Annotated in this window: 19 protein-coding genes, 2 tRNA genes and 2 pseudogenes; 6 read left to right on the forward strand and 17 right to left on the reverse strand. The window is 43.9% G+C overall.

The window, feature by feature from the left end:
* Positions 1 to 209 precede the first annotated feature (209 nt).
* Positions 210 to 1,274 (forward strand): annotated as a pseudogene (locus H6G17_RS06015) (transposase).
* Positions 1,275 to 1,366: 92 nt separating this feature from the next.
* Positions 1,367 to 1,756, forward strand: a complete 390-nt coding sequence (locus H6G17_RS06025; protein WP_192155153.1) for a S16 family serine protease — start codon at positions 1,367 to 1,369, stop codon at positions 1,754 to 1,756.
* Between the two features lie 104 nt (positions 1,757 to 1,860).
* On the opposite strand, the gene H6G17_RS32500 is transcribed toward H6G17_RS06025, so the two are convergent.
* From H6G17_RS32500 to H6G17_RS06045, 6 genes are all read right to left on the reverse strand, one after another.
* On the reverse strand, positions 1,861 to 2,262 hold the full coding sequence (locus tag H6G17_RS32500; RefSeq protein ID WP_199316548.1) for a tyrosine-type recombinase/integrase: 402 nt from the start codon (positions 2,260 to 2,262) through the stop codon (positions 1,861 to 1,863).
* The gene (locus H6G17_RS32505) at positions 2,213 to 2,821 is read right to left on the reverse strand and encodes a site-specific integrase (protein WP_347276414.1); all 609 of its coding nucleotides are present in this window, start codon (positions 2,819 to 2,821) and stop codon (positions 2,213 to 2,215) included. Before H6G17_RS32505 ends, H6G17_RS32500 begins: the two co-directional genes overlap by 50 nt.
* Complete coding sequence (locus tag H6G17_RS32510) at positions 2,818 to 3,003, reverse strand: hypothetical protein (protein ID WP_199316571.1); 186 nt, start codon at positions 3,001 to 3,003, stop codon at positions 2,818 to 2,820. The genes H6G17_RS32505 and H6G17_RS32510 overlap by 4 nt, the downstream gene beginning before the upstream one ends.
* A 171-nt stretch (positions 3,004 to 3,174) precedes the next feature.
* Positions 3,175 to 3,246 (reverse strand) — tRNA-Thr (locus tag H6G17_RS06035).
* Between the two features lie 22 nt (positions 3,247 to 3,268).
* A tRNA-Tyr gene (locus H6G17_RS06040) sits at positions 3,269 to 3,350 on the reverse strand.
* 52 nt (positions 3,351 to 3,402) lie between these two features.
* Positions 3,403 to 5,217 (reverse strand): ABC transporter ATP-binding protein, encoded by a 1,815-nt coding sequence (locus tag H6G17_RS06045; RefSeq protein ID WP_192155155.1) that lies wholly within the window; start codon positions 5,215 to 5,217, stop codon positions 3,403 to 3,405.
* A 258-nt stretch (positions 5,218 to 5,475) separates the two neighbouring features.
* On the opposite strand from H6G17_RS06045, the gene H6G17_RS06050 reads away from it, so the two are divergent.
* Positions 5,476 to 5,793: an RNA-binding protein gene (locus H6G17_RS06050; RefSeq protein WP_015155553.1), complete on the forward strand. Its 318-nt coding sequence runs from the start codon at positions 5,476 to 5,478 to the stop codon at positions 5,791 to 5,793.
* A 237-nt stretch (positions 5,794 to 6,030) separates the two neighbouring features.
* Positions 6,031 to 6,210 (forward strand): 30S ribosomal protein S21, encoded by a 180-nt coding sequence (rpsU, locus tag H6G17_RS06055; protein ID WP_015155552.1) that lies wholly within the window; start codon positions 6,031 to 6,033, stop codon positions 6,208 to 6,210.
* Here the strand turns inward: rpsU and H6G17_RS06060 are convergent.
* The 5 genes and pseudogenes from H6G17_RS06060 to H6G17_RS33120 form a co-directional block, all read right to left on the reverse strand.
* Positions 6,207 to 7,009 (reverse strand): annotated as a pseudogene (locus tag H6G17_RS06060) (DUF6816 family protein). The gene rpsU and the pseudogene H6G17_RS06060 sit on opposite strands and share 4 nt — an antisense overlap.
* Positions 7,010 to 7,417, reverse strand: a complete 408-nt coding sequence (locus tag H6G17_RS06065; RefSeq protein WP_192155157.1) for a ChuX/HutX family heme-like substrate-binding protein — start codon at positions 7,415 to 7,417, stop codon at positions 7,010 to 7,012.
* Between the two features lie 23 nt (positions 7,418 to 7,440).
* Positions 7,441 to 8,286: a hypothetical protein gene (locus tag H6G17_RS06070; protein ID WP_192155159.1), complete on the reverse strand. Its 846-nt coding sequence runs from the start codon at positions 8,284 to 8,286 to the stop codon at positions 7,441 to 7,443.
* 154 nt (positions 8,287 to 8,440) lie between these two features.
* Positions 8,441 to 9,571, reverse strand: coding sequence for a D-alanine--D-alanine ligase family protein (locus H6G17_RS06075; protein ID WP_192155161.1), 1,131 nt, complete (start codon positions 9,569 to 9,571; stop codon positions 8,441 to 8,443).
* A gap of 47 nt (positions 9,572 to 9,618) precedes the next feature.
* On the reverse strand, positions 9,619 to 9,789 hold the full coding sequence (locus H6G17_RS33120; protein ID WP_206757145.1) for a hypothetical protein: 171 nt from the start codon (positions 9,787 to 9,789) through the stop codon (positions 9,619 to 9,621).
* A gap of 29 nt (positions 9,790 to 9,818) precedes the next feature.
* Between H6G17_RS33120 and H6G17_RS06080 the strand changes: the two genes are divergently transcribed.
* The gene (locus tag H6G17_RS06080; protein WP_192155163.1) at positions 9,819 to 10,784 is read left to right on the forward strand and encodes an aldo/keto reductase; all 966 of its coding nucleotides are present in this window, start codon (positions 9,819 to 9,821) and stop codon (positions 10,782 to 10,784) included.
* A gap of 438 nt (positions 10,785 to 11,222) precedes the next feature.
* Here the strand turns inward: H6G17_RS06080 and glmM are convergent, their stop codons facing one another.
* The 4 genes from glmM to H6G17_RS06100 form a co-directional block, all read right to left on the reverse strand.
* Positions 11,223 to 12,665, reverse strand: a complete 1,443-nt coding sequence (glmM, locus tag H6G17_RS06085; RefSeq protein WP_192155165.1) for a phosphoglucosamine mutase — start codon at positions 12,663 to 12,665, stop codon at positions 11,223 to 11,225.
* Between the two features lie 230 nt (positions 12,666 to 12,895).
* Positions 12,896 to 13,195, reverse strand: a complete 300-nt coding sequence (locus H6G17_RS06090) for a hypothetical protein (RefSeq protein WP_192155167.1) — start codon at positions 13,193 to 13,195, stop codon at positions 12,896 to 12,898.
* The gene (locus H6G17_RS06095; RefSeq protein ID WP_192155169.1) at positions 13,192 to 13,788 is read right to left on the reverse strand and encodes a DUF3177 family protein; all 597 of its coding nucleotides are present in this window, start codon (positions 13,786 to 13,788) and stop codon (positions 13,192 to 13,194) included. Before H6G17_RS06095 ends, H6G17_RS06090 begins: the two co-directional genes overlap by 4 nt.
* Before the next feature lie 170 nt (positions 13,789 to 13,958).
* Positions 13,959 to 14,180 (reverse strand): Calvin cycle protein CP12, encoded by a 222-nt coding sequence (locus H6G17_RS06100; RefSeq protein WP_192155171.1) that lies wholly within the window; start codon positions 14,178 to 14,180, stop codon positions 13,959 to 13,961.
* A 292-nt stretch (positions 14,181 to 14,472) separates the two neighbouring features.
* Between H6G17_RS06100 and H6G17_RS06105 the strand changes: the two genes are divergently transcribed.
* Positions 14,473 to 15,897, forward strand: a complete 1,425-nt coding sequence (locus H6G17_RS06105) for a YdiU family protein (protein ID WP_192155173.1) — start codon at positions 14,473 to 14,475, stop codon at positions 15,895 to 15,897.
* Positions 15,898 to 15,967: 70 nt separating this feature from the next.
* Here the strand turns inward: H6G17_RS06105 and H6G17_RS06110 are convergent, their stop codons facing one another.
* Both H6G17_RS06110 and H6G17_RS06115 read right to left on the reverse strand, forming a co-directional pair.
* Positions 15,968 to 16,894 carry a glycerate kinase gene (locus tag H6G17_RS06110; RefSeq protein ID WP_192155175.1) on the reverse strand — a complete coding sequence of 309 codons (927 nt, stop codon included), beginning with the start codon at positions 16,892 to 16,894 and terminating at the stop codon, positions 15,968 to 15,970.
* Between the two features lie 110 nt (positions 16,895 to 17,004).
* Positions 17,005 to 17,337 carry a DUF565 domain-containing protein gene (locus H6G17_RS06115; RefSeq protein WP_192155178.1) on the reverse strand — a complete coding sequence of 111 codons (333 nt, stop codon included), beginning with the start codon at positions 17,335 to 17,337 and terminating at the stop codon, positions 17,005 to 17,007.
* Positions 17,338 to 17,436: the final 99 nt, after the last annotated feature.

Consider the following 17,436-nt stretch of genomic DNA (forward strand, 5'->3'; position numbering starts at 1 on the left):
CTCAAGTGTAAGATTTATTGGCTTGAAAACATTCTGGGACTTTGTTTCTTTTATCTTTTGCTGGCGCGTCGTCGCGCTAGTTAGAGGCTCAGATCTTGCACCAAATCTCAAAAGATGAGAGAAAAGGGCGTGAAACCAATTGAATGCAAGAACGATGTCAACTATTCTGAAGCGCGGGACAAGGGCTAGTCTACACCCTACTGAGTTTGATGCCGAGTCACTACCAACGAGATAGCCTACAAGGTTTACTCGGTTTGTTTTTGCAAGCGCAGGGACATCCCTTACCGCAGCAATGTCAAGTTAAGTCTGCCAGTGCTTTGAGTCGATTTCGAGAGCGTGTATCCCTGGTCAACACGGCGACTGATTCGTGCGACTAGACAAATTGTTCTCCAACAAGTGCTATCACAGCGTCGAAAAGGACGTAAACCGATTTTACAAGTCATCATCGACTTGACGACACTAGAGAAACGAGGCAAATTCAAAGCGCTCAACGAGCTAATACGGGTATACAATAGCAAGCGGGGATTACACCTAGTAGTACTGTATTTGGTTGTAGGGCGTTGGCGTGTACCTTGGAATTTTCGCGTTGATCGAGGTAAAGAGACCCCTTCACCAGCACAACTAGGACTAAAACTGGTACAAAGCTTGCCCAAAGCACTAACGCAACATTTTCAGGTGATGATTCTAGTAGATACTGCCTTCGGTAGCATTGAATTTTTACATGGTATCCGCCAGTTAAAATATCACGCTATTGCTGGTGTGCGTTGTGACCGCGCTCCTAGAAGATGGACGCATTGTGGCACAGTTGTACAAACGAGGGCAACAGGTAAGACTAGTTGGAATAAAATTTCCTGTATCCCTGTCATGGTACTATCTCAAGCGCGAGAACGGGAAATTAGACAAACGCTTTGTCCTTTCTACAAAAGCTCTCAAGCCAAGCACTATCAATTGGTGGGGAAAGCGTCGATGGCAAATCGAAGGCTGGTTCAAAACTGCCAAGCATCGTTTCGGTTTACATCGTTTTGGTCAGGGTACTGTTTTGGGAGTCTACCGTTGGCTGGTACTATCAATGATTGCTTATTTGCTGGCACATTGGGCGTATTTATCTACATAACTCTACAGATGCACCTGATTGGGGACATGCTGCTCTTTTAGCACTACAGGCTTTCTTACCGCAGTTAGTTTTGTTTTTGCTTTTACTAGAGATTGAGCGTTTACGACCACTGTGCTACACGCAAGGAATAGACATTCAAATTACTAGGTGCAAGATGTGAGTCTATGGCAATGTTTGGTAACACAAATCAGCCTGTTGAAGTCATGGTACGCTCTTCACATTTATTTGCACCCATGCCAGATGTAATCCGCGATGACATGGCTTAAAGCCAACATGGGTATCGCTCAAGCTGTCGTCACAACTGATTTTCACATTGAGGCGATCGATCTTCTCACCAATCGCGTTTCTTGTGAAGTTGGTATTGGTTTATTAGTAGCCTTGTATTCTGCAATCCAAAAGCGATCCGTGCGATCGGGATTGCTAATTTTAGGCGATCTCAGCATTCAAGGTAATATCAAAGCAGTTCGTTCTTTAGCTGAACCACTACAACTAGGAATGGATAATGGGGCGCGGTGGGCATTGATCCCAGTTGAAAATAAGCGGCATTTTCTAGAAGTATCAGCAGATATTATAGAGCGGGTCGATCCAATTTTTTACAGCGATCCAGTTATGGCTGCTATGAAAGCTTTGGGGATGAGTTAATCGTAGGTCTTACAAAGAATATAGCAAGAACACGCTAAGATGAGTGCCGAATCGTTTATTTGTACTACGGGAAAAGCTGTTAGTAGTACACTCACGTAAATAATTTACAATTCTGGTAAAACTGGGCGACTATTAACGTTACCTGCATAGTTTTTATAAAGTGTTTCCACATCATGCCCCGTGAGCTGAGCAACTGTGACGGGATTCATGCCTAAATCTAGTGCATGACTAATCAAGGTGTGACGAGTATTGTAAGGCTTGCGATAATCGATCCCTAAGCGAGTTAAAACAGTCACCCAGGCTCGATTTCTAAAGTTACGATCGTCTATTGCCTTACCAGTAGGAGATGTAAAAACTAGATCGTCAGGACTTGGATTGCTTGGTCGCCGAGAAAGTAGCAAATTCTGTATTTTGGCAGAGAGGGTAATGGTTCTAGCTCGATTTTTTTTAGCAGACTTACGCGCTCCACGGGTAACGATTTCTCCTATCCAGACGGTTACAATCATCTGATACGTGCTTCCAGCGTAGCCCAATAGCTTCACCTGTGCGGCAACCAGTGCCAAACAAAAATTCTACGTAATCGGTGTAGTGATGATAGTACCGATCTGTTCTGAATGCCTGTACGATCGCTGTTAATTCTTCTTTTGTAAACGGTTTGGGCAGTTGCTTAGGTGGAATTTTAATTCTGTCAGCACATATAGCCCAAGGATTGTATTCTGCCTTGTGCCATTTCCAGCAAGCTTCCAATTCTTCTAGCCTACGTTTAACTTGTACGGCTGATAATTCCTGCCCCGACTGCCACTTGGCAAATGCATCAACGTCTTTTTCGCTTAAAAACTCTACTGGTTTATCTAGAAAAAACCTAGATATATAACCAAGGGTTGCCTTGTACTTCTCCATCGTCTTAGGACTGACTTCCTTAGCTTTGTATTCCAAAAACTGTCTAAACAAGACTACTACTGTCAGTCGCCCTTCTTTGTAGGCATCATCCTGTCGTTCGGGCTTGTATTTTTTCAAGCTGGGGTCAAAGTTGCCACTGAGAATGTCAAGCTCAATCTGCCTCACCTTGTGTTCAGCGACTGTACGATTTGTCTTGGTGTCAGGCAAGCTAAGGGAAATGCATATCTTCTACCTTGAAAACTAAACCGCAGCCTCAACCAACCCTTATCATTTTCAATCTTGACTGTCCCTTTTGAGGCTTTGGCTCGTCTACCAACTTGGCTACCATTATCCTCAAGTGCTGTCATGGAGGGAAGATTCCTGTAAAACCGATCTAAATCTGTCTACCAATTCTCTACCACTTTTTGCTCCAAAACAACCAAAATTGACCCAAACTAGTACCCTTATTGAGAATGGTCGATCCTCCTCAACCACCCCTAAAAACGCGAAAACCCTCTACTGGAGAGGGTTTTACTCGAAGCCCGTGATGAGGATTGAACTCATGACCTCACCCTTACCAAGGGTGTGCTCTACCACTGAGCTACACGGGCAAACTTATTCTTGTTGTGGATATGGGCCGAGCTGGATTTGAACCAGCGTAGGCTTAGCCAACGGATTTACAGTCCGCCCCCATTAACCGCTCGGGCATCGACCCATTGAATCCACCGATTCACTATATTAACATGAGCTATCTGAGATGACAAGGCTTATGTGAGCAATTCTCCAGTTTCTTGCAAAGAATGCAGACGGTGGTAAATTCCGGCGTGGTTTAATAACTCTGTATGACTGCCAACTTCCGCAATCCTACCGCGATCGAGAACGACAATTTTGTCTGCTTCCCGCACTGTACTGAGGCGGTGGGCGATAATGATGGTAGTGCGAGTACCGAGAATGGAGCGCATGGCTAGCTGAATCGATCGCTCTGATTCGTAATCCAGGCTAGAGGTAGCCTCGTCAAAAATTAGAATGTCTGGGTTTACTAACAATGCTCTGGCAATTCCTAAGCGCTGTCTCTGTCCGCCAGATAAGCGCACGCCCCTCTCACCTACTACAGTAAAATATCTTTCAGGTAATTGCGCGATAACTTCATCTAAACGGGCGATCGCACAGGCTTGTTCTACTTCCTCAAAACTAGCACTACGATTGCCATAAATTAGGTTATCGATCAAACTACCATTGAATACGTCCACCTCTTGATGCACGATCGCCAACCGTCTGCGGTAAGCTGCAATATCAAATTGCCGAATATCTCGCCCATCTAGCAAGATGCGTCCTGCGTTTGGTTCAAAATAGCGATACAGTAGTTTAACCAAAGTAGATTTGCCCGAACCCGATCGCCCTACTAATGCTACTGTTTGATAAGGTTCAATCGACAAGTCAATCTCTTTCAATACCGGACGTAGCGGATCGTAGCCGAAAGTAACGCTAGCTAATTCTAATTTGCCGGTAAAACGATATTGAGTTACATCAGATGAAGTCTCTAGACTGCCAGCATCTTTACCTATGGGGTGTTGCATAAACTCATGCAGTCGCATCATAGAAGCATACCGACGGGCAAAAATTTCGGCAAAGTTGCTAATCGGTTCTAACTCTGCATAAGCCATACTAGAAACAGTCAATGTTGTGATAAAGTGTCCGAGCGAAATTTGTCCTTGAATTGTGGATCTGAGCGTTAATCCCAATACGCCAAAAACGCATAATTGAATGACAGCTTTTTGCCAAGTTCCTAGTTTTACATAACCTAAATGAATGCGAAATAGTACGACTTTTAGCTCGCGATTGAGGCGTTGATGCTGACGTTTCAATTCTAAACCTTCGGTAGCAAAAGCTTTGACTGTTTTAATGTTAGTAATGATTTCTGAAGTTCGACTTTCGGTATTTTCCATATACTGATCGAGTCGTTCTTCTTGTTTAATCAACCGGGTTAAATCTTTGAGACTAAGACCGAGAATAACGACAAACGAAATTAGAAATAAAACAGCAATACGCCACTCAATAAACCAAATCACTACAAAAATTCCCAGAACGCGAAACAGTTTAGGAATTAACTGTCCGGCTATCTCTGGATATGTCCAAGTATGATTGCTTAATCCTCTGGCTACTCGACCGGAGATTCTACCAGGGTTATTTACATCGTAAAATTCTAACGGTAGAGTCAGAATTTTAGCGATCGCTTTTCGCGTGTGATACTGACGCGATCGCAAGGCTATATCCCAGTGAAACCAACCACTTAACCACATTTGCGTTGGACCTTTGCCAACAGTGACGGCAAAAATCAAACCCATCAGTACAATTAAAGATAGAAAGCGATCGCGTGGCAAATAAGTCAGTTGAGAGATGGCAGCGATTGCTTCTTGGATGGGACGATCTAAGGGTTGGTTAGATAGTACGTTTAAAATCTGCCCGATTGCATAAGGAACTACTAAATCGACAATCTCGAAAAAACAGGCTGCGGCAATGCTAAACAGGGCGATCGTCCGCCAGGGACGATAATATTTGAATAAGTCTTGAAATTTCGCCATAATGCTTGGGAGCCGAACTCTTTAGCACGGTGCTACTGGGAAACCTATACTACAATATACTACAAAAGTTGAGTTGTGGCGATCGAGCGGCAATGTTATATGTTTGTTAAGTCAAATTGAGACTTGCTCGAAGTCAACATTGCTCCCAGTCAATATTGTGTTAGTCTACTAAAAGAAAAGTAGATTCGGTGGTAGTGTTTGTTCAATTATTCACAAGCGCCTCTCCGGAAGTACTTCGACAACACAGTGAGGGACGCAATGTCAGTATACGTAGGAAACTTGTCTTATCAAGTCGCAGAAGAAGAACTCAGCAAAGTATTTAGCGAATATGGCACCGTAAAGCGGGTGCAACTACCCACCGATAGAGAAACTGGTCGTCCGCGCGGTTTCGCTTTTGTAGAAATGGAAACAGAAGCAGCGGAAGCAGCAGCGATAGAAGCTTTAGACGGTGCTGAGTGGATGGGCAGAGAACTTAAGGTCAATAAGGCTAGACCGCGCGAAGAAAAGAGCCGTGGTGGTAGCTGGGGAAATAATCGCGGCGGTGGCGGCGGTGGTTACTCGCGCAATCGCTACTAAATTCCTTTGAGACGAAAGTAGACAGTTACAATTAGAGCAGAATTTCCAATTTCGATCGAATGCATTAGCATTTCCGACAGAACTTGCTACTGTAATTTAGCTGGATAGCTTGAAGTTCAATGTCAGTCTTGCACTCACTGTCAGGAGTGTACCAGTTTGATTGGGCAATTTAGCATAAACTCTTTTCAGAGGAAGTGCAATTGCCCGATCGTCAACGCAAGTTTAGGAGGAAATACTATGACCCAAGTGGTTGTGGGTGAAAATGAAAATATAGAATCGGCATTACGTAGGTTTAAGCGTCAAGTCTCGAAGGCTGGAATTTTCCCAGATTTAAGACGGCTGCGCCACTTTGAAACTCCAATTGAAAAGCGCAAGCGCAAAGCGATCGCCAGACGACGCAAGAGAAGCCGCTTTTAAAGATCGGTTTGTGGGGAAAATTCCAAGCGGTAGCGATAGAGAGCAACGGGGCGATCGCCCGCTTTAAAGTAATCTGGATCTTGAGCAGATAGATAAACAGCCGTAAACTGGTCGGCGACAATTTTAACAGTAGAATTGGGTACGTAGTGATATGCGGTTGTCGATTCTACTTGGTTGAAATAGGGACGCACCCTATTACCGCGAAATTGCTGCCCGAATATTTCTGTAGTAACATATCCATTCTCTGCTGTCACTTCTGTAGTACGACCAGTCACAATCGAAATGAGTTGGCGATCGCCCTGTAATAAGGTAATCTGACGGTTAGGCGAGTCTGGATCGACTTTTACTGCTTTCACGGTGCGATCGCCCAAATATGCTCTTGCTAGACTTAGACCATTAAAAGCTCGATCTGCTACCACAGCCGATTTTACCTTCACAGGCTGGGGAATTAACTTTGAGGGCTGTCCGAGTAAGTTTTGTTTGATAAATTTGACTTGAAACTGGACTGATTGGTTCAAATAACGCCGATTACCTTCAAATCCAGGGGTAGTAATTTCTGGGGCTAAAGGAGCAACCAAATCAACTAAAGTACTTTTTTTACCATCCAAGTTCCTGCCATCCACTCTGGATAGACTAAATCGCCAGATGCAACCTGTACCGTAGGCTTATTATCCCACTTAGGAAAGGTCGCAATGCGATCGCTTAATTGTCCGGCATTAGCTTCACCTATCCAGAATAAGAATAAGACTAGAGTTAGGGATAGCAGCAAAATTTTTTTCACGAGAAAGTTTTTCAACACTTACAAACTTTCAACTGGTACTGGTTCCCATACTTCACCGTACTTTTCTCGTAAGGAATGCCAAGTTTCTACCTGTCCAGGTTCGTATTCTCCTGGTTTGCCCCATTGTAGAAATAAACTCAAAGCAGGCTGATTTTGTTTGTCTAATAATCGAATTGCATATGTTGTAAAATTACCTCGTTTCGCTTCCCCAGTCTCGAACTTAACTTGCTGAATTTCATCCATATTCAAGTGAAATTCAAAGTCTTCGGCGTGCATATTTGCATATTTTCCTTTGGGTAATTCAGCATAGAATAGCTTTTGTAACTTACTGCGGACTTCTAAAACACCCGCGCTGCTAGTGACAATGATCCGCAGCGTGGAGAGGCTTTCGCAGGCTTCCAAGAATTCTTTTAGTGTGGCAGACATGAGGAGATCGGGAACTAAGGCTGTTATTTGTCAATTTCTAACAGTGTTGCTAGAGAAAGTTTCTGACGCAGATCTAACATTTCTGCTAAAGATCTACTACAAGGAGAGTATACATCATTTTCTGGTACTGAATTCGATTCAGTTTCAGAAGGGGAGATATCTTCTACTGAAGATAATTCCGATCTCTGATGAAAAACAATATTTTCAAAGATAAGATTTTTCTCTTCTGGTGTTAGTTCTAGCGTCTCTAAAAAGTTTTCTTTTCCATCGTCTAATGAATCTTCTTCTATCAAAATAGTAAATTCGTCTGTTTCTAAATGGATATTTAACTCCGATTCTGTCTCCATAGAAGATTCTACCCAAGTCGGTTTCGGTTCTGAAAGTTTAAGGGAGGAAAGACTGAGAATTGATTCTCGCAATGGCGAAAATTGTTGCTGAGGAGAAGAGTGAAATTGTAAGAAAAATTGAGACAAATCCGACGATGACTTAGACAAACGCTTGGCGATCGCAACTCCACCTACAGCAGCGCCTAGAGTCACTGCACCTAGTAACCAAGAAGACAAAGAATTATCGTCATCAGATGATGCAGGTGAAGAACTTGGTAGATTTGTAGTAACTACAGATGTCGTTCCAGTTTCTTCTTTCAAAACGCCAATCTGAAATATACTCGTGATAGAAGAGTAAATAGCGAATAATAAAAAAGCACTAACTCCAAGCAAAACCAACCTTGGATGGCGCTGAATCAGTTCTCGAAGAAAATATGAATTAGCTATTTTCTTTCGTTGTTTTTCAACTTTAACTGTTTCAGTTTCATCATCTAAAACAAGAGGCTTAGCAATAGTTTGTTGCGAACTGTTTTGATGCTGCATTAGAAAAAAGTGAGTAGTGAGAAAGAAAGTGGTGCGTGGTGCGTGAGAAGAACTTGTAGGTTGTAAGTCACTGATAACTGATAAATTTGTAGAGACGTTACATGTTGATAAATTTGTAGAGACGTTACATGTAAGGTCTCTACACTGATAACTGTCAACTATTTCTTTCTAAAGCTAATTGAATTAATCGATCGACTAATTCTGGAAAGGGAATACCGCTTTTTTCCCACATCATGGGATACATACTAGTCGCAGTAAAACCAGGAATAGTATTAATTTCATTGATTAAGACTTCGCCGCTTTCGGTATAGAAAAAGTCTACTCTAGCCAATCCCGCAGCATCGACGGCTGCAAAAGCTTCGAGAGACATTTGCTGAATTTGAGCGGCAACAGCTTCTGAAATGGCGGCGGGAATTATAATATCTGCCATCCCTGCACTGTATTTGGTTTCGTAATCGTAAAAATCGCTTTGGTAAGTAATTTCGCCCACTACTGAGGCTTTGGGTTCATCATTACCTAAAACCGCACATTCTAGCTCTCTTGCAACCACGCCAGCTTCGACAATTATCCGGCGATCGTAGCTAGCAGCGTTGTCAAGAGCAGTTTCTAATTCCGCTCGCGATCGCACTTTACTAATTCCAACTGAAGAACCCAAGTTAGCAGGCTTGACAAAACAGGGATAACCCACAGTTTCTTCAATGCGATCGCAAAGTTTGGGGAATACGCACGGATTTGACCAGATTTGAGAGCGATTGACGGCGACGTACTTCACCTGCGGTAATCCTGCTTGAGCAAATGCCATCTTCATCGCGATTTTATCCATTCCCAGCGCCGAACCCAAAACACCAGAACCAACAAAGGGAACTTGCATTAATTTCAGCAGTCCTTGCACCGTCCCATCTTCTCCATTGGGTCCATGTAAGATTGGAAACCAAACATCAACAGATGCAACTTGGGGTAAAGAAGCAGGGATGCAATCGAGCATTTTTGCATCGTGGAAGTTGTTTAGTTGGCTGCTATTTTTCATCTCCTCATCTTCCCATCCACCTAACTGAGACTGAGAAGCAACAGAATCAGCCGTTGTGAGTATAGGAACCCCCGACTCTAAAACCTTGTGAGATGCTTGTCCTGCCAGCCAGCGCCCGTCTTTCTGGATATAAAATGGGAGTAGCTCGTACTTATTTCGGTTTTCTCCGGTTGAGATGGCTTTAGCGATCGCCCTTGCCGAATTAATTGACACCTCATGTTCCCCAGATCGTCCACCGAATAACAGTCCTACCCTCATTTTTTTATCCTCTCAGCCTCTAGACACTATTAATGCGCAATAGCCTATCACAACTGGGGAAAGAGTGGTAATTGGTAATTGGTAGTTGGTAGTTGGTAGTTGGGTGGTGCGTGAAAAGATGTCACTGATAATCGATCGCCGATCACTGATGGCTGACAACTGACTATAGGTGTAAGCACGATCTGTGTCAGGCTTTTAAAATCTATACAGAACTTCATACCTGAACTTTAGAACTTGGGAGATTGGCATGGAATTGCGATCGCTTGGGACATCGGAGATTAAAATTACTCCCGTGATTATGGGAACCTGGCAAGCTGGTAAGGCTATGTGGGTAGGGATAGAGGATGCCGAAACTATCAAAGCGATCCGGACAGCATTTGAGGCTGGGATTACGACTGTAGATACGGCGGAAGTTTACGGAAAAGGGCATTCAGAACAAATCGTTGCACAAGCCCTCTCTGACGTGCGCGATCGTGTGGTTTATGCAACGAAGGTGTTTTCTAATCATTTAAAACACGACCAAGTTATCGAAGCGTGCGAGCGATCGCTGCAAAATCTCAATACAGATTATATCGATCTCTACCAAATTCACTGGCCCTCTGGTTCGTATAAAAGTGAAGTCGTACCGATAGAAGAGACGATGAGTGCTTTAAATACATTGAAACAGCAGGGTAAAATTCGGGCGATCGGCGTTTCTAATTTTTCCCGTACCCAACTAGCAGAAGCAGCCCAATACGGGCGGATCGATAGCGTTCAACCACCTTATTCTCTGTTCTGGCGCTGGGCAGAAAAAGATCTCACGCCCTATTGTGTAGAAAATAATATTTCTATCCTCGCCTACTCTCCTTTAGCGCAAGGGTTGCTGACAGGAAAATTCGGACGCGAACACAAATTTCATCCTGACGATCATCGCAATCAAAATCGGTTGTTCCAGGGAGAAAATTACGTGCGGGCGCAACAAGCTTTAGATCGACTGCGCCCAATTGCCGAAAAACATCAAGTCTCGTTAGCTAATTTAGCGATCGCTTGGTTAATTGCCCAACCGCAGACAAATGCGATCGTGGGGGCGAGGAACGCCGAACAAGCCGTTGCTAATGCTAAAGCCGCAGATGTCTATCTCTCGCCGGAAGAGTTGCAGGAAATTGACGCGATCGGCACAAGCGTCACCGATCGTTTAGATGAAAACCCTGTTATGTGGAATTTTGATGTTTAAATGGTTGATGGTTGATTGTTAGTCTTACCTAATATTGCGAAAACTTGGAGAAATTTCACAACTTTTTAATTTTAGTAAATAGTAGGTTGTGGTAAGAAGATAGCAGTGCTAGTTTTAGATACATAGGACACAAACAAAAACAAAAAACAAATCTATCGGGCAATGACCTAGTGTCCCCTGTCAAAAGCCCACTTGCGATTGCTCAAGCATAGACCAATAGGTAAATCACTCAAGAGTGAAGGTAGCCAACCTACGGTCTGGAAAGACGCAACTATGCTAGAGATCCAAGAGTTGTTCACCTTAGTTGTTGTGCATTAATTGAGTCTGCTTTGAACGAATTAAATCCAACCGACGTTGTAGGGGTCTAGCAGCACTAGCTAGACCCCAAAAAGTTTTTACGCGATCGGTGTAGAGACGTTACATGTAACGTCTCTACACTTACGCCGCAACGTGTTTTTCAACGGCAGAAACTAAAGTCTCCGTCCAATGGTGAGTGAGTTCGCTACAGGCAGCTTCGACCATGACGCGGATTACGGGTTCCGTACCGGAGGCGCGGACGAGGATGCGACCGCGATCGCCCATTGCAGCTTCGGCTTGCGCGATCGCATTTTGTAGGGGTTCGCACTGTTGCCAATTCATGCGGCGATCGCGGTTTTCAACTCGCACGTTGCGTAATAGTTGCGGATAGGTTTGAAAGCTTTGGTCTACTAATTGGGTTAAAGATACCCCTGCCTGTCTAACCAATGCAGCTAAGTGGAGGGCAGTTAATAAACCATCCCCAGCAATACCATAGTGACGGCAAAGGATATGTCCTGACTGTTCTCCGCCTAACATACCTCCAGTTCGTACCATTTCTGCTTGTACGTATTGGTCGCCTACAGCCGTCCGAATCAGTTTACCACCTTGCTTTTGCCACGCCCGCTCGAAACCCAAGTTTGCCATCACAGTAGAAATAATCAAATTATCTGGCAACTTTTGCGCTTGTCGCAAGGTTTGACCCCATAAGTAAAGGATGTAATCGCCATCTACAGGTCTACCTTGACAATCGACTGCTAGCACTCGGTCGGCATCCCCATCAAAGGCAAATCCCAGGTGGGCTGAATTTTGGTTTACAGTTGTTTTCAGCAGTCCGAGGTGAGTGGAACCGCAGTTGACGTTAATGCGATCGCCATCGGGTCGATCGTGCAAACAAATTACCTCTGCACCTAGATCGCGGAATAAACTCGGCGCTAATCCGACTGCTGCCCCCCAAGCTAGGTCTAACACGACACGCATTCCGCTAAAATCGCCATTATTGGGTGATAGCGGTACTTTTAAAGATTCGACGTATTTCTGAACTAACTCCGGTCGCCGAACATAATATCCCTGACCTTGAATAGAGGTTGGTACTGCCTTTCCTCTGATCCCTGCTTCAATTGCTTCTTGTAAGGGTTGAGAAAGTTTAGCGCCATTGCTGCCAAAAATTTTAATTCCATTGTCTTCTGGAGGGTTGTGGCTGGCAGAAATCATGACTCCACCTGTAGCATTGCTGGCACTGGTGAGATAGGCAACGCCAGGAGTCGGACATAGACCGATATGCCAAACATCTAGTCCCGCAGCTACAAGACCTTGAGATAAGGCAGTTGCTAGCATTTCACTCGAATTTCTGGAGTCTTGCCCCACGATAACCGGACTGAGATCGTTATCAGTCTGCTGCTGTAAAACTTGACCCGTCCAGAAACCTACCTGCCAAGCCAAAGCTTCATCGAGTAAATCTCCTACTCGTCCCCGAATGCCATCCGTACCAAATAAAGCTGTAGCGGGAAGATCGAGTTGCGAGTTGCTATTTGATAGTATATTTGTTTTATTTTGGCGATCGCGTTTATAATTTTGCTTTAGCATAAAAATTTTTACTCCTGACTCCTCACGCAATACCCACGTTTGGAGGATAACACTTCCTTAAAAATTTCGGTAGATTTTTGTAAAACAAAAATATTTTTAGTATTTTATTAAGCTACTCTTACGTAGACTTTATCCGCAATCCTACTATCTCTGAGTGCAGTAAGAGCGATGGAAGTTGTAATTTTATTCAAAATTTAAATTTGTTTGCTTAAATTTGCCTGCAAGCAGCACTATATCCCCAACGCCGTTAGTAACGGTTGAAATTCCTTCCAAGTCAGCCCCTGCTGAATGTACTGAGGAGACTGAGGATTGTAGGGACTGGCAACGCGATCGATCGCCACAATCCTCGCCGTATCTGGAATGACTGGAACGTCTGGATCGAAGGCTGTAGGACTGGTTAACGAACTGGAGAAACCTTTAAAGATCGCAATGCGATCGCTAACACCATCAATCTCCACAGTGACGATCAAAACCTCTTGCTTAGCGATCGCCGAATATTTTTCTAGCCGTTTTCCTACAGAATCTATCATTGTCTGACTGCAAATCGTCCTTGTTTACCTAGTTTAAGGAAAACAAAATAGATTAAGTACAGGACGTAAACAACTAAACCCATGCCACCAATAACGCCGAGGAAACCTGCTTGCGTGTTGGGATGAAAGATATCTTTATAAACCAAAGGAACTTCCAGCCAAGCTTGACACAACGGATCTTGCAGGAACGTATCTGAGAAGGCACACTGCAAACTCGGTAATTGAGCGATCGCGCCGATGATACAGTAAAGCGTCACTGCCCAGCGCCAAGCGTTAAAGCTGAGTTTCAAAGCACTACCTGGCGAATCTTCAATTTCTTCGTTCAAATCGATCCAAAACCAGAGGGACAGGGGAATGAGAATGCGTGACATCAATCCGGCAAGGAATCCCACCTGGAATGGTGCGATGGACACGTACAATGCGATCGCTAGCAAACTCGCCACCCGCCAGTAAATTGCTAGCAGGTGTTGCATGGGTTGTACTTTTCGTACGAAAGCCCAGATAATCAAAACCAATGGCGCTATGACGGTAAATAACAGCGCTAGGCGAAAATCCATCCAAATTAACGGTCGAAACCAAATATCGCTTTGCATATATCGGAGGCTAGAGATCGAGGACTAAGGTTTATGTATTCAACCACCGATAACAATAATAATTGCTAATCGCTAAGTGCCAATGATTTGATGAAAAATAGCAACAAAGGATACAGAAAAGTTATCTTTGTTGCTATTTAAGTTAATGTTCGGTAATGCTAACTCGAACTTTAATCGTCGTAAAGGCGGCATTCAGCAGCTTCAGGGTTATCGTCACAGTATTTCTCTAGAGAATTTTTGGGCTTGACTTGCCGTTTGTGGGAAGCCTCAGCTTGTAGTTCTTCTACTGTGTCCCAAGCTACTGCGCAATCAACAGAATCGTCACCGCTGGTTTCACAAGCTTGTCTGGCTTGCTCTCTTGCTTGTTCGATTTCATCTTGGATGTTGCTCATAGATATAAAATAGTCCAGTGTTCCTCTTCTCAGTATAGGAAACCTTCGCAATTGTCAAAAGCAATTGTTAAAGGTTTATTCTGTAAGCGAGGTGTAAAGCACTCTTTGACTCGCTCTACTTGCCTGTGGCAAACGAACAGGGCAGTCACTCATCATTGAATACAAGCAACTACAACCATATTCTTTAACCGATCGTACAATCTAAGCTCTGCGTTTAGATCGGACAAAAGGAAGAAATACCTACAAGTCTAGATGCAACAATAGACTATGCAGCTCATTCAACCTGCTGGTAATGAATAGTAGACCCAATCCTTTTCTGTCCCTCGACTACGAACCCGCTTTAGAATCCCTCGGCGACGATTATTTTGATGAAGTTAGCGCCGCCGAATTTCCCCAACATGTTTTGCGCTATCGTAGCGATCGCCTATTACCTCACATTGGACTAGATCCCGCAGCAGTAAAAGATACAGATTTTATTGAGGCTTTTGGTAAATTTCAAGGACGAGAACCTTTACTGGCACTCCGCTACCACGGCTATCAGTTTGGTGAGTATAACCCGTTTTTGGGTGATGGGAGGGGTTTTCTTTACGGTCAAGTGCGCGGTGTAGATAGCGAACTCTACGATTTTGGCACGAAAGGGAGTGGCACAACTCCTTATTCCCGTGGCGGCGATGGTAGGTTGACTCTTAAAGGCGGGGTGCGGGAAGTTTTAGCAGCAGAGGCTTTGCATTACATGGGCGTGCGGACTTCTCGCTGTTTCAGTTTGGTTGAGACGGGGGAACAACTGTGGCGCGGTGATGAACCTTCCCCGACGCGATCTTCGGTGATGGTAAGATTTAGCCGATCGCACATTCGTTTTGGTACGTTTGAACGCTTGCACTATCTCAAACGTGCAGATTTAATTAAGAAACTTGTAGACCACGCGATCGAATATTATTATCCGCATCTTTGGGGTAAACCTGATGCCTATGCCCTATTTTATGCCGAACTAGTCCAGCGAGTGGCGGAATTAACTGCTCAGTGGATGGCGGCTGGGTTTTGTCATGGGGTCTTGAATACGGATAATATGTCGATTACGGGTGAAAGTTTTGATTACGGTCCCTATGCTTTCATTCCTACCTACGATCCGCTATTTACTGCGGCTTATTTTGACTATTCCAGGCGTTACTGTTACGGACAACAGCCAAATATTTGTCAGTGGAATTTGGCAATGCTTCAGAAGCCGTTGAAAGCGGTAATTGAGGCGGACGATTTGGCAGATGGATTAGCGAAATTTGATGAATGTTATGCGATCGCCTATCGAAGTTTGATGCTACAAAAGTTGGGGTTGACTACTGCAACAAATTCATCGGAATTAGATCGGCTGTTGCAATTGACGTTGAGATTACTGAAAGACACTCAGGTTTCTTACCATCAATTCTTTATTCAATTAACTGAAAGCTTTTCACCTATTTGGCGCGAGGATGTTAATTCAATTTTATTTTTGGTGGATGTCTTACCGTTGGATTATTGGGATGAATGGCGGAAACTTTATCATCAAATTTTAGGTCAACTTTCTCGGGAAGAGATGGATAATGTTTCTCTGAGATTGCATCAAGTTAATCCTAAGTTTGCTTTGCTAAGACCTGTTATAGAATCGGTTTGGGAGGCGATTACAAATGAGGATGATTGGCAGCCTTTTTACGATTTGGTAAGGCAGATTCAAGGAGGGAAGTAAGGTCTTTTTTTGTGTCGCGCAAAGACGCAAAGGCGCAAAGTAAAGACACAAAGAGATCCTTAGTCTGCGTTCATCTATGTTGGGAAATAGGACGATAAATCTTGCCAATAGACCGATCGCGGTTAATTTCTATCACTAAATCTACTCGTTGGGAGTCTTGAATTAAGGGTTGAATAAATAAATCTGGGTGAAGTGCTTTCCAAAAATATTCTACAAATTGCTCGATTTGTAAATCTGTCATTCCTGTTTTGCCTGTTGCTATCATTTGATGCTCGGCATCTTTACGCCACTGTTGACTGAGACGATAATCAACTGGGTAAAGTATTATCAATCGGTCTAGTTTGTCCCATAAAGGTAAATATTCTTGCAATCGAGTATTCATATCGATCGCAAATTGGCGATCCTCGAAAGTATTAATCGGCGGCGGTAGATTGTCAAAATTGCTCGGATCGATCGGTCTGACTCCCACAAACCAACCTTCAAATAGAACAATATCAGCACCATTCACAATTTCAGGTGTACCGCGATCGCCCGCACCATGCCAAGCTGATTTATCAAAACGAGGAATTGCAATGGGTGAATCGAGATCGGATTGGCGCAAATGCTCCAAAACCTGCAAACCCAATTGAATATCGTGAGTCCCTGGTGGACCTCGCCAAATGAAACGCGGGTCTTGCTGTTGTAAGGCTAGGCGATCGCTATAAGTCTTGTACAAATCATCAAGAGATAAACTCAGAGTTCGATAACCCAAATGTCCTAAAATTAGACTAAGTATTTTAGCTAGAGTTGTCTTTCCCGTCCCCTGTCCGCCCAAAATACCTTGAATTAAAGTATGCGACTCCGCCTGACGGTAGGACGCTATTTGCATACCCAAAGGTAGCCACAAACGCCTTAGCGTCGCCTCTAACTGCTGTGGTGGCTTGTGAAGGGTGTTTTGACAAAACTGCTCAAAAGTGGGGTAAAAAGAGCGTAAAAGCTGCGATTGGTCATTGGTCATTGGTCATTGGTCATTGGTCATTGGTCATTGGTCAGAAGTCACTGATAACTGCTCGTGCGCTCCCTGCTCCCTGCTCCCTGCTCCCTGCTCCCTGATAACTGGTCACTGATTCAAGACCCTAACTTAAACGCCTCTAAGAACAAACTATAAGTTAAACCAATTTTGAGCGCGTTTAGTGCTTCAAGCCACAACCCGCGCCTTGCTTGCCAGATACGGTTGTAATAAATGCGATCGATAATTTCGCTGCCAGCAACTAAAACCCCAGCGCCGATGATATCCCAATCAGCCGCTTGTCCGGCTATGGTGGAGAAAGCGGAACCGAGGAAAAAGCCAAATAGCAAGCTGACTACTAAAAAAGATAAGCGCCGCCAAGGATTGAAAAACCAGCGCTGTGTTGCTGCCGCAATTGCCCCTAAAAGCCCGTTAATTCGAGTATTTTGCATTTGTTGAAGTTGCTGCTAACTATGACACAACAAAATTTGAGCTAATATTTCCTTCGCCGTATTACATACCAGCTTTAAGCCTGTTTCAATAGTAATAGG

Source organism: Chroococcidiopsis sp. [FACHB-1243] (genome assembly GCF_014696895.1).
Lineage (GTDB): Bacteria > Cyanobacteriota > Cyanobacteriia > Cyanobacteriales > Chroococcidiopsidaceae > Chroococcidiopsis.

Excerpts from the sequence above, each read along its gene's own strand:
- H6G17_RS06025 (WP_192155153.1), top strand. The coding sequence starts at position 1,367 with ATGACATGGCTTAAAGCCAACATGGGTATCGCTCAAGCTGTCGTCACA.
- H6G17_RS32500 (WP_199316548.1), bottom strand. The coding sequence starts at position 2,262 with ATGATTGTAACCGTCTGGATAGGAGAAATCGTTACCCGTGGAGCGCGT.
- H6G17_RS32510 (WP_199316571.1), bottom strand. The coding sequence starts at position 3,003 with ATGACAGCACTTGAGGATAATGGTAGCCAAGTTGGTAGACGAGCCAAA.
- H6G17_RS06045 (WP_192155155.1), bottom strand. The coding sequence starts at position 5,217 with ATGGCGAAATTTCAAGACTTATTCAAATATTATCGTCCCTGGCGGACG.
- H6G17_RS06050 (WP_015155553.1), top strand. The coding sequence starts at position 5,476 with ATGTCAGTATACGTAGGAAACTTGTCTTATCAAGTCGCAGAAGAAGAA.
- rpsU (WP_015155552.1), top strand. The coding sequence starts at position 6,031 with ATGACCCAAGTGGTTGTGGGTGAAAATGAAAATATAGAATCGGCATTA.
- H6G17_RS06065 (WP_192155157.1), bottom strand. The coding sequence starts at position 7,417 with ATGTCTGCCACACTAAAAGAATTCTTGGAAGCCTGCGAAAGCCTCTCC.
- H6G17_RS06070 (WP_192155159.1), bottom strand. The coding sequence starts at position 8,286 with ATGCAGCATCAAAACAGTTCGCAACAAACTATTGCTAAGCCTCTTGTT.
- H6G17_RS06075 (WP_192155161.1), bottom strand. The coding sequence starts at position 9,571 with ATGAGGGTAGGACTGTTATTCGGTGGACGATCTGGGGAACATGAGGTG.
- H6G17_RS33120 (WP_206757145.1), bottom strand. The coding sequence starts at position 9,789 with ATGAAGTTCTGTATAGATTTTAAAAGCCTGACACAGATCGTGCTTACA.
- H6G17_RS06080 (WP_192155163.1), top strand. The coding sequence starts at position 9,819 with ATGGAATTGCGATCGCTTGGGACATCGGAGATTAAAATTACTCCCGTG.
- glmM (WP_192155165.1), bottom strand. The coding sequence starts at position 12,665 with ATGCTAAAGCAAAATTATAAACGCGATCGCCAAAATAAAACAAATATA.
- H6G17_RS06090 (WP_192155167.1), bottom strand. The coding sequence starts at position 13,195 with ATGATAGATTCTGTAGGAAAACGGCTAGAAAAATATTCGGCGATCGCT.
- H6G17_RS06095 (WP_192155169.1), bottom strand. The coding sequence starts at position 13,788 with ATGCAAAGCGATATTTGGTTTCGACCGTTAATTTGGATGGATTTTCGC.
- H6G17_RS06100 (WP_192155171.1), bottom strand. The coding sequence starts at position 14,180 with ATGAGCAACATCCAAGATGAAATCGAACAAGCAAGAGAGCAAGCCAGA.
- H6G17_RS06105 (WP_192155173.1), top strand. The coding sequence starts at position 14,473 with ATGAATAGTAGACCCAATCCTTTTCTGTCCCTCGACTACGAACCCGCT.
- H6G17_RS06110 (WP_192155175.1), bottom strand. The coding sequence starts at position 16,894 with ATGACCAATGACCAATCGCAGCTTTTACGCTCTTTTTACCCCACTTTT.
- H6G17_RS06115 (WP_192155178.1), bottom strand. The coding sequence starts at position 17,337 with ATGCAAAATACTCGAATTAACGGGCTTTTAGGGGCAATTGCGGCAGCA.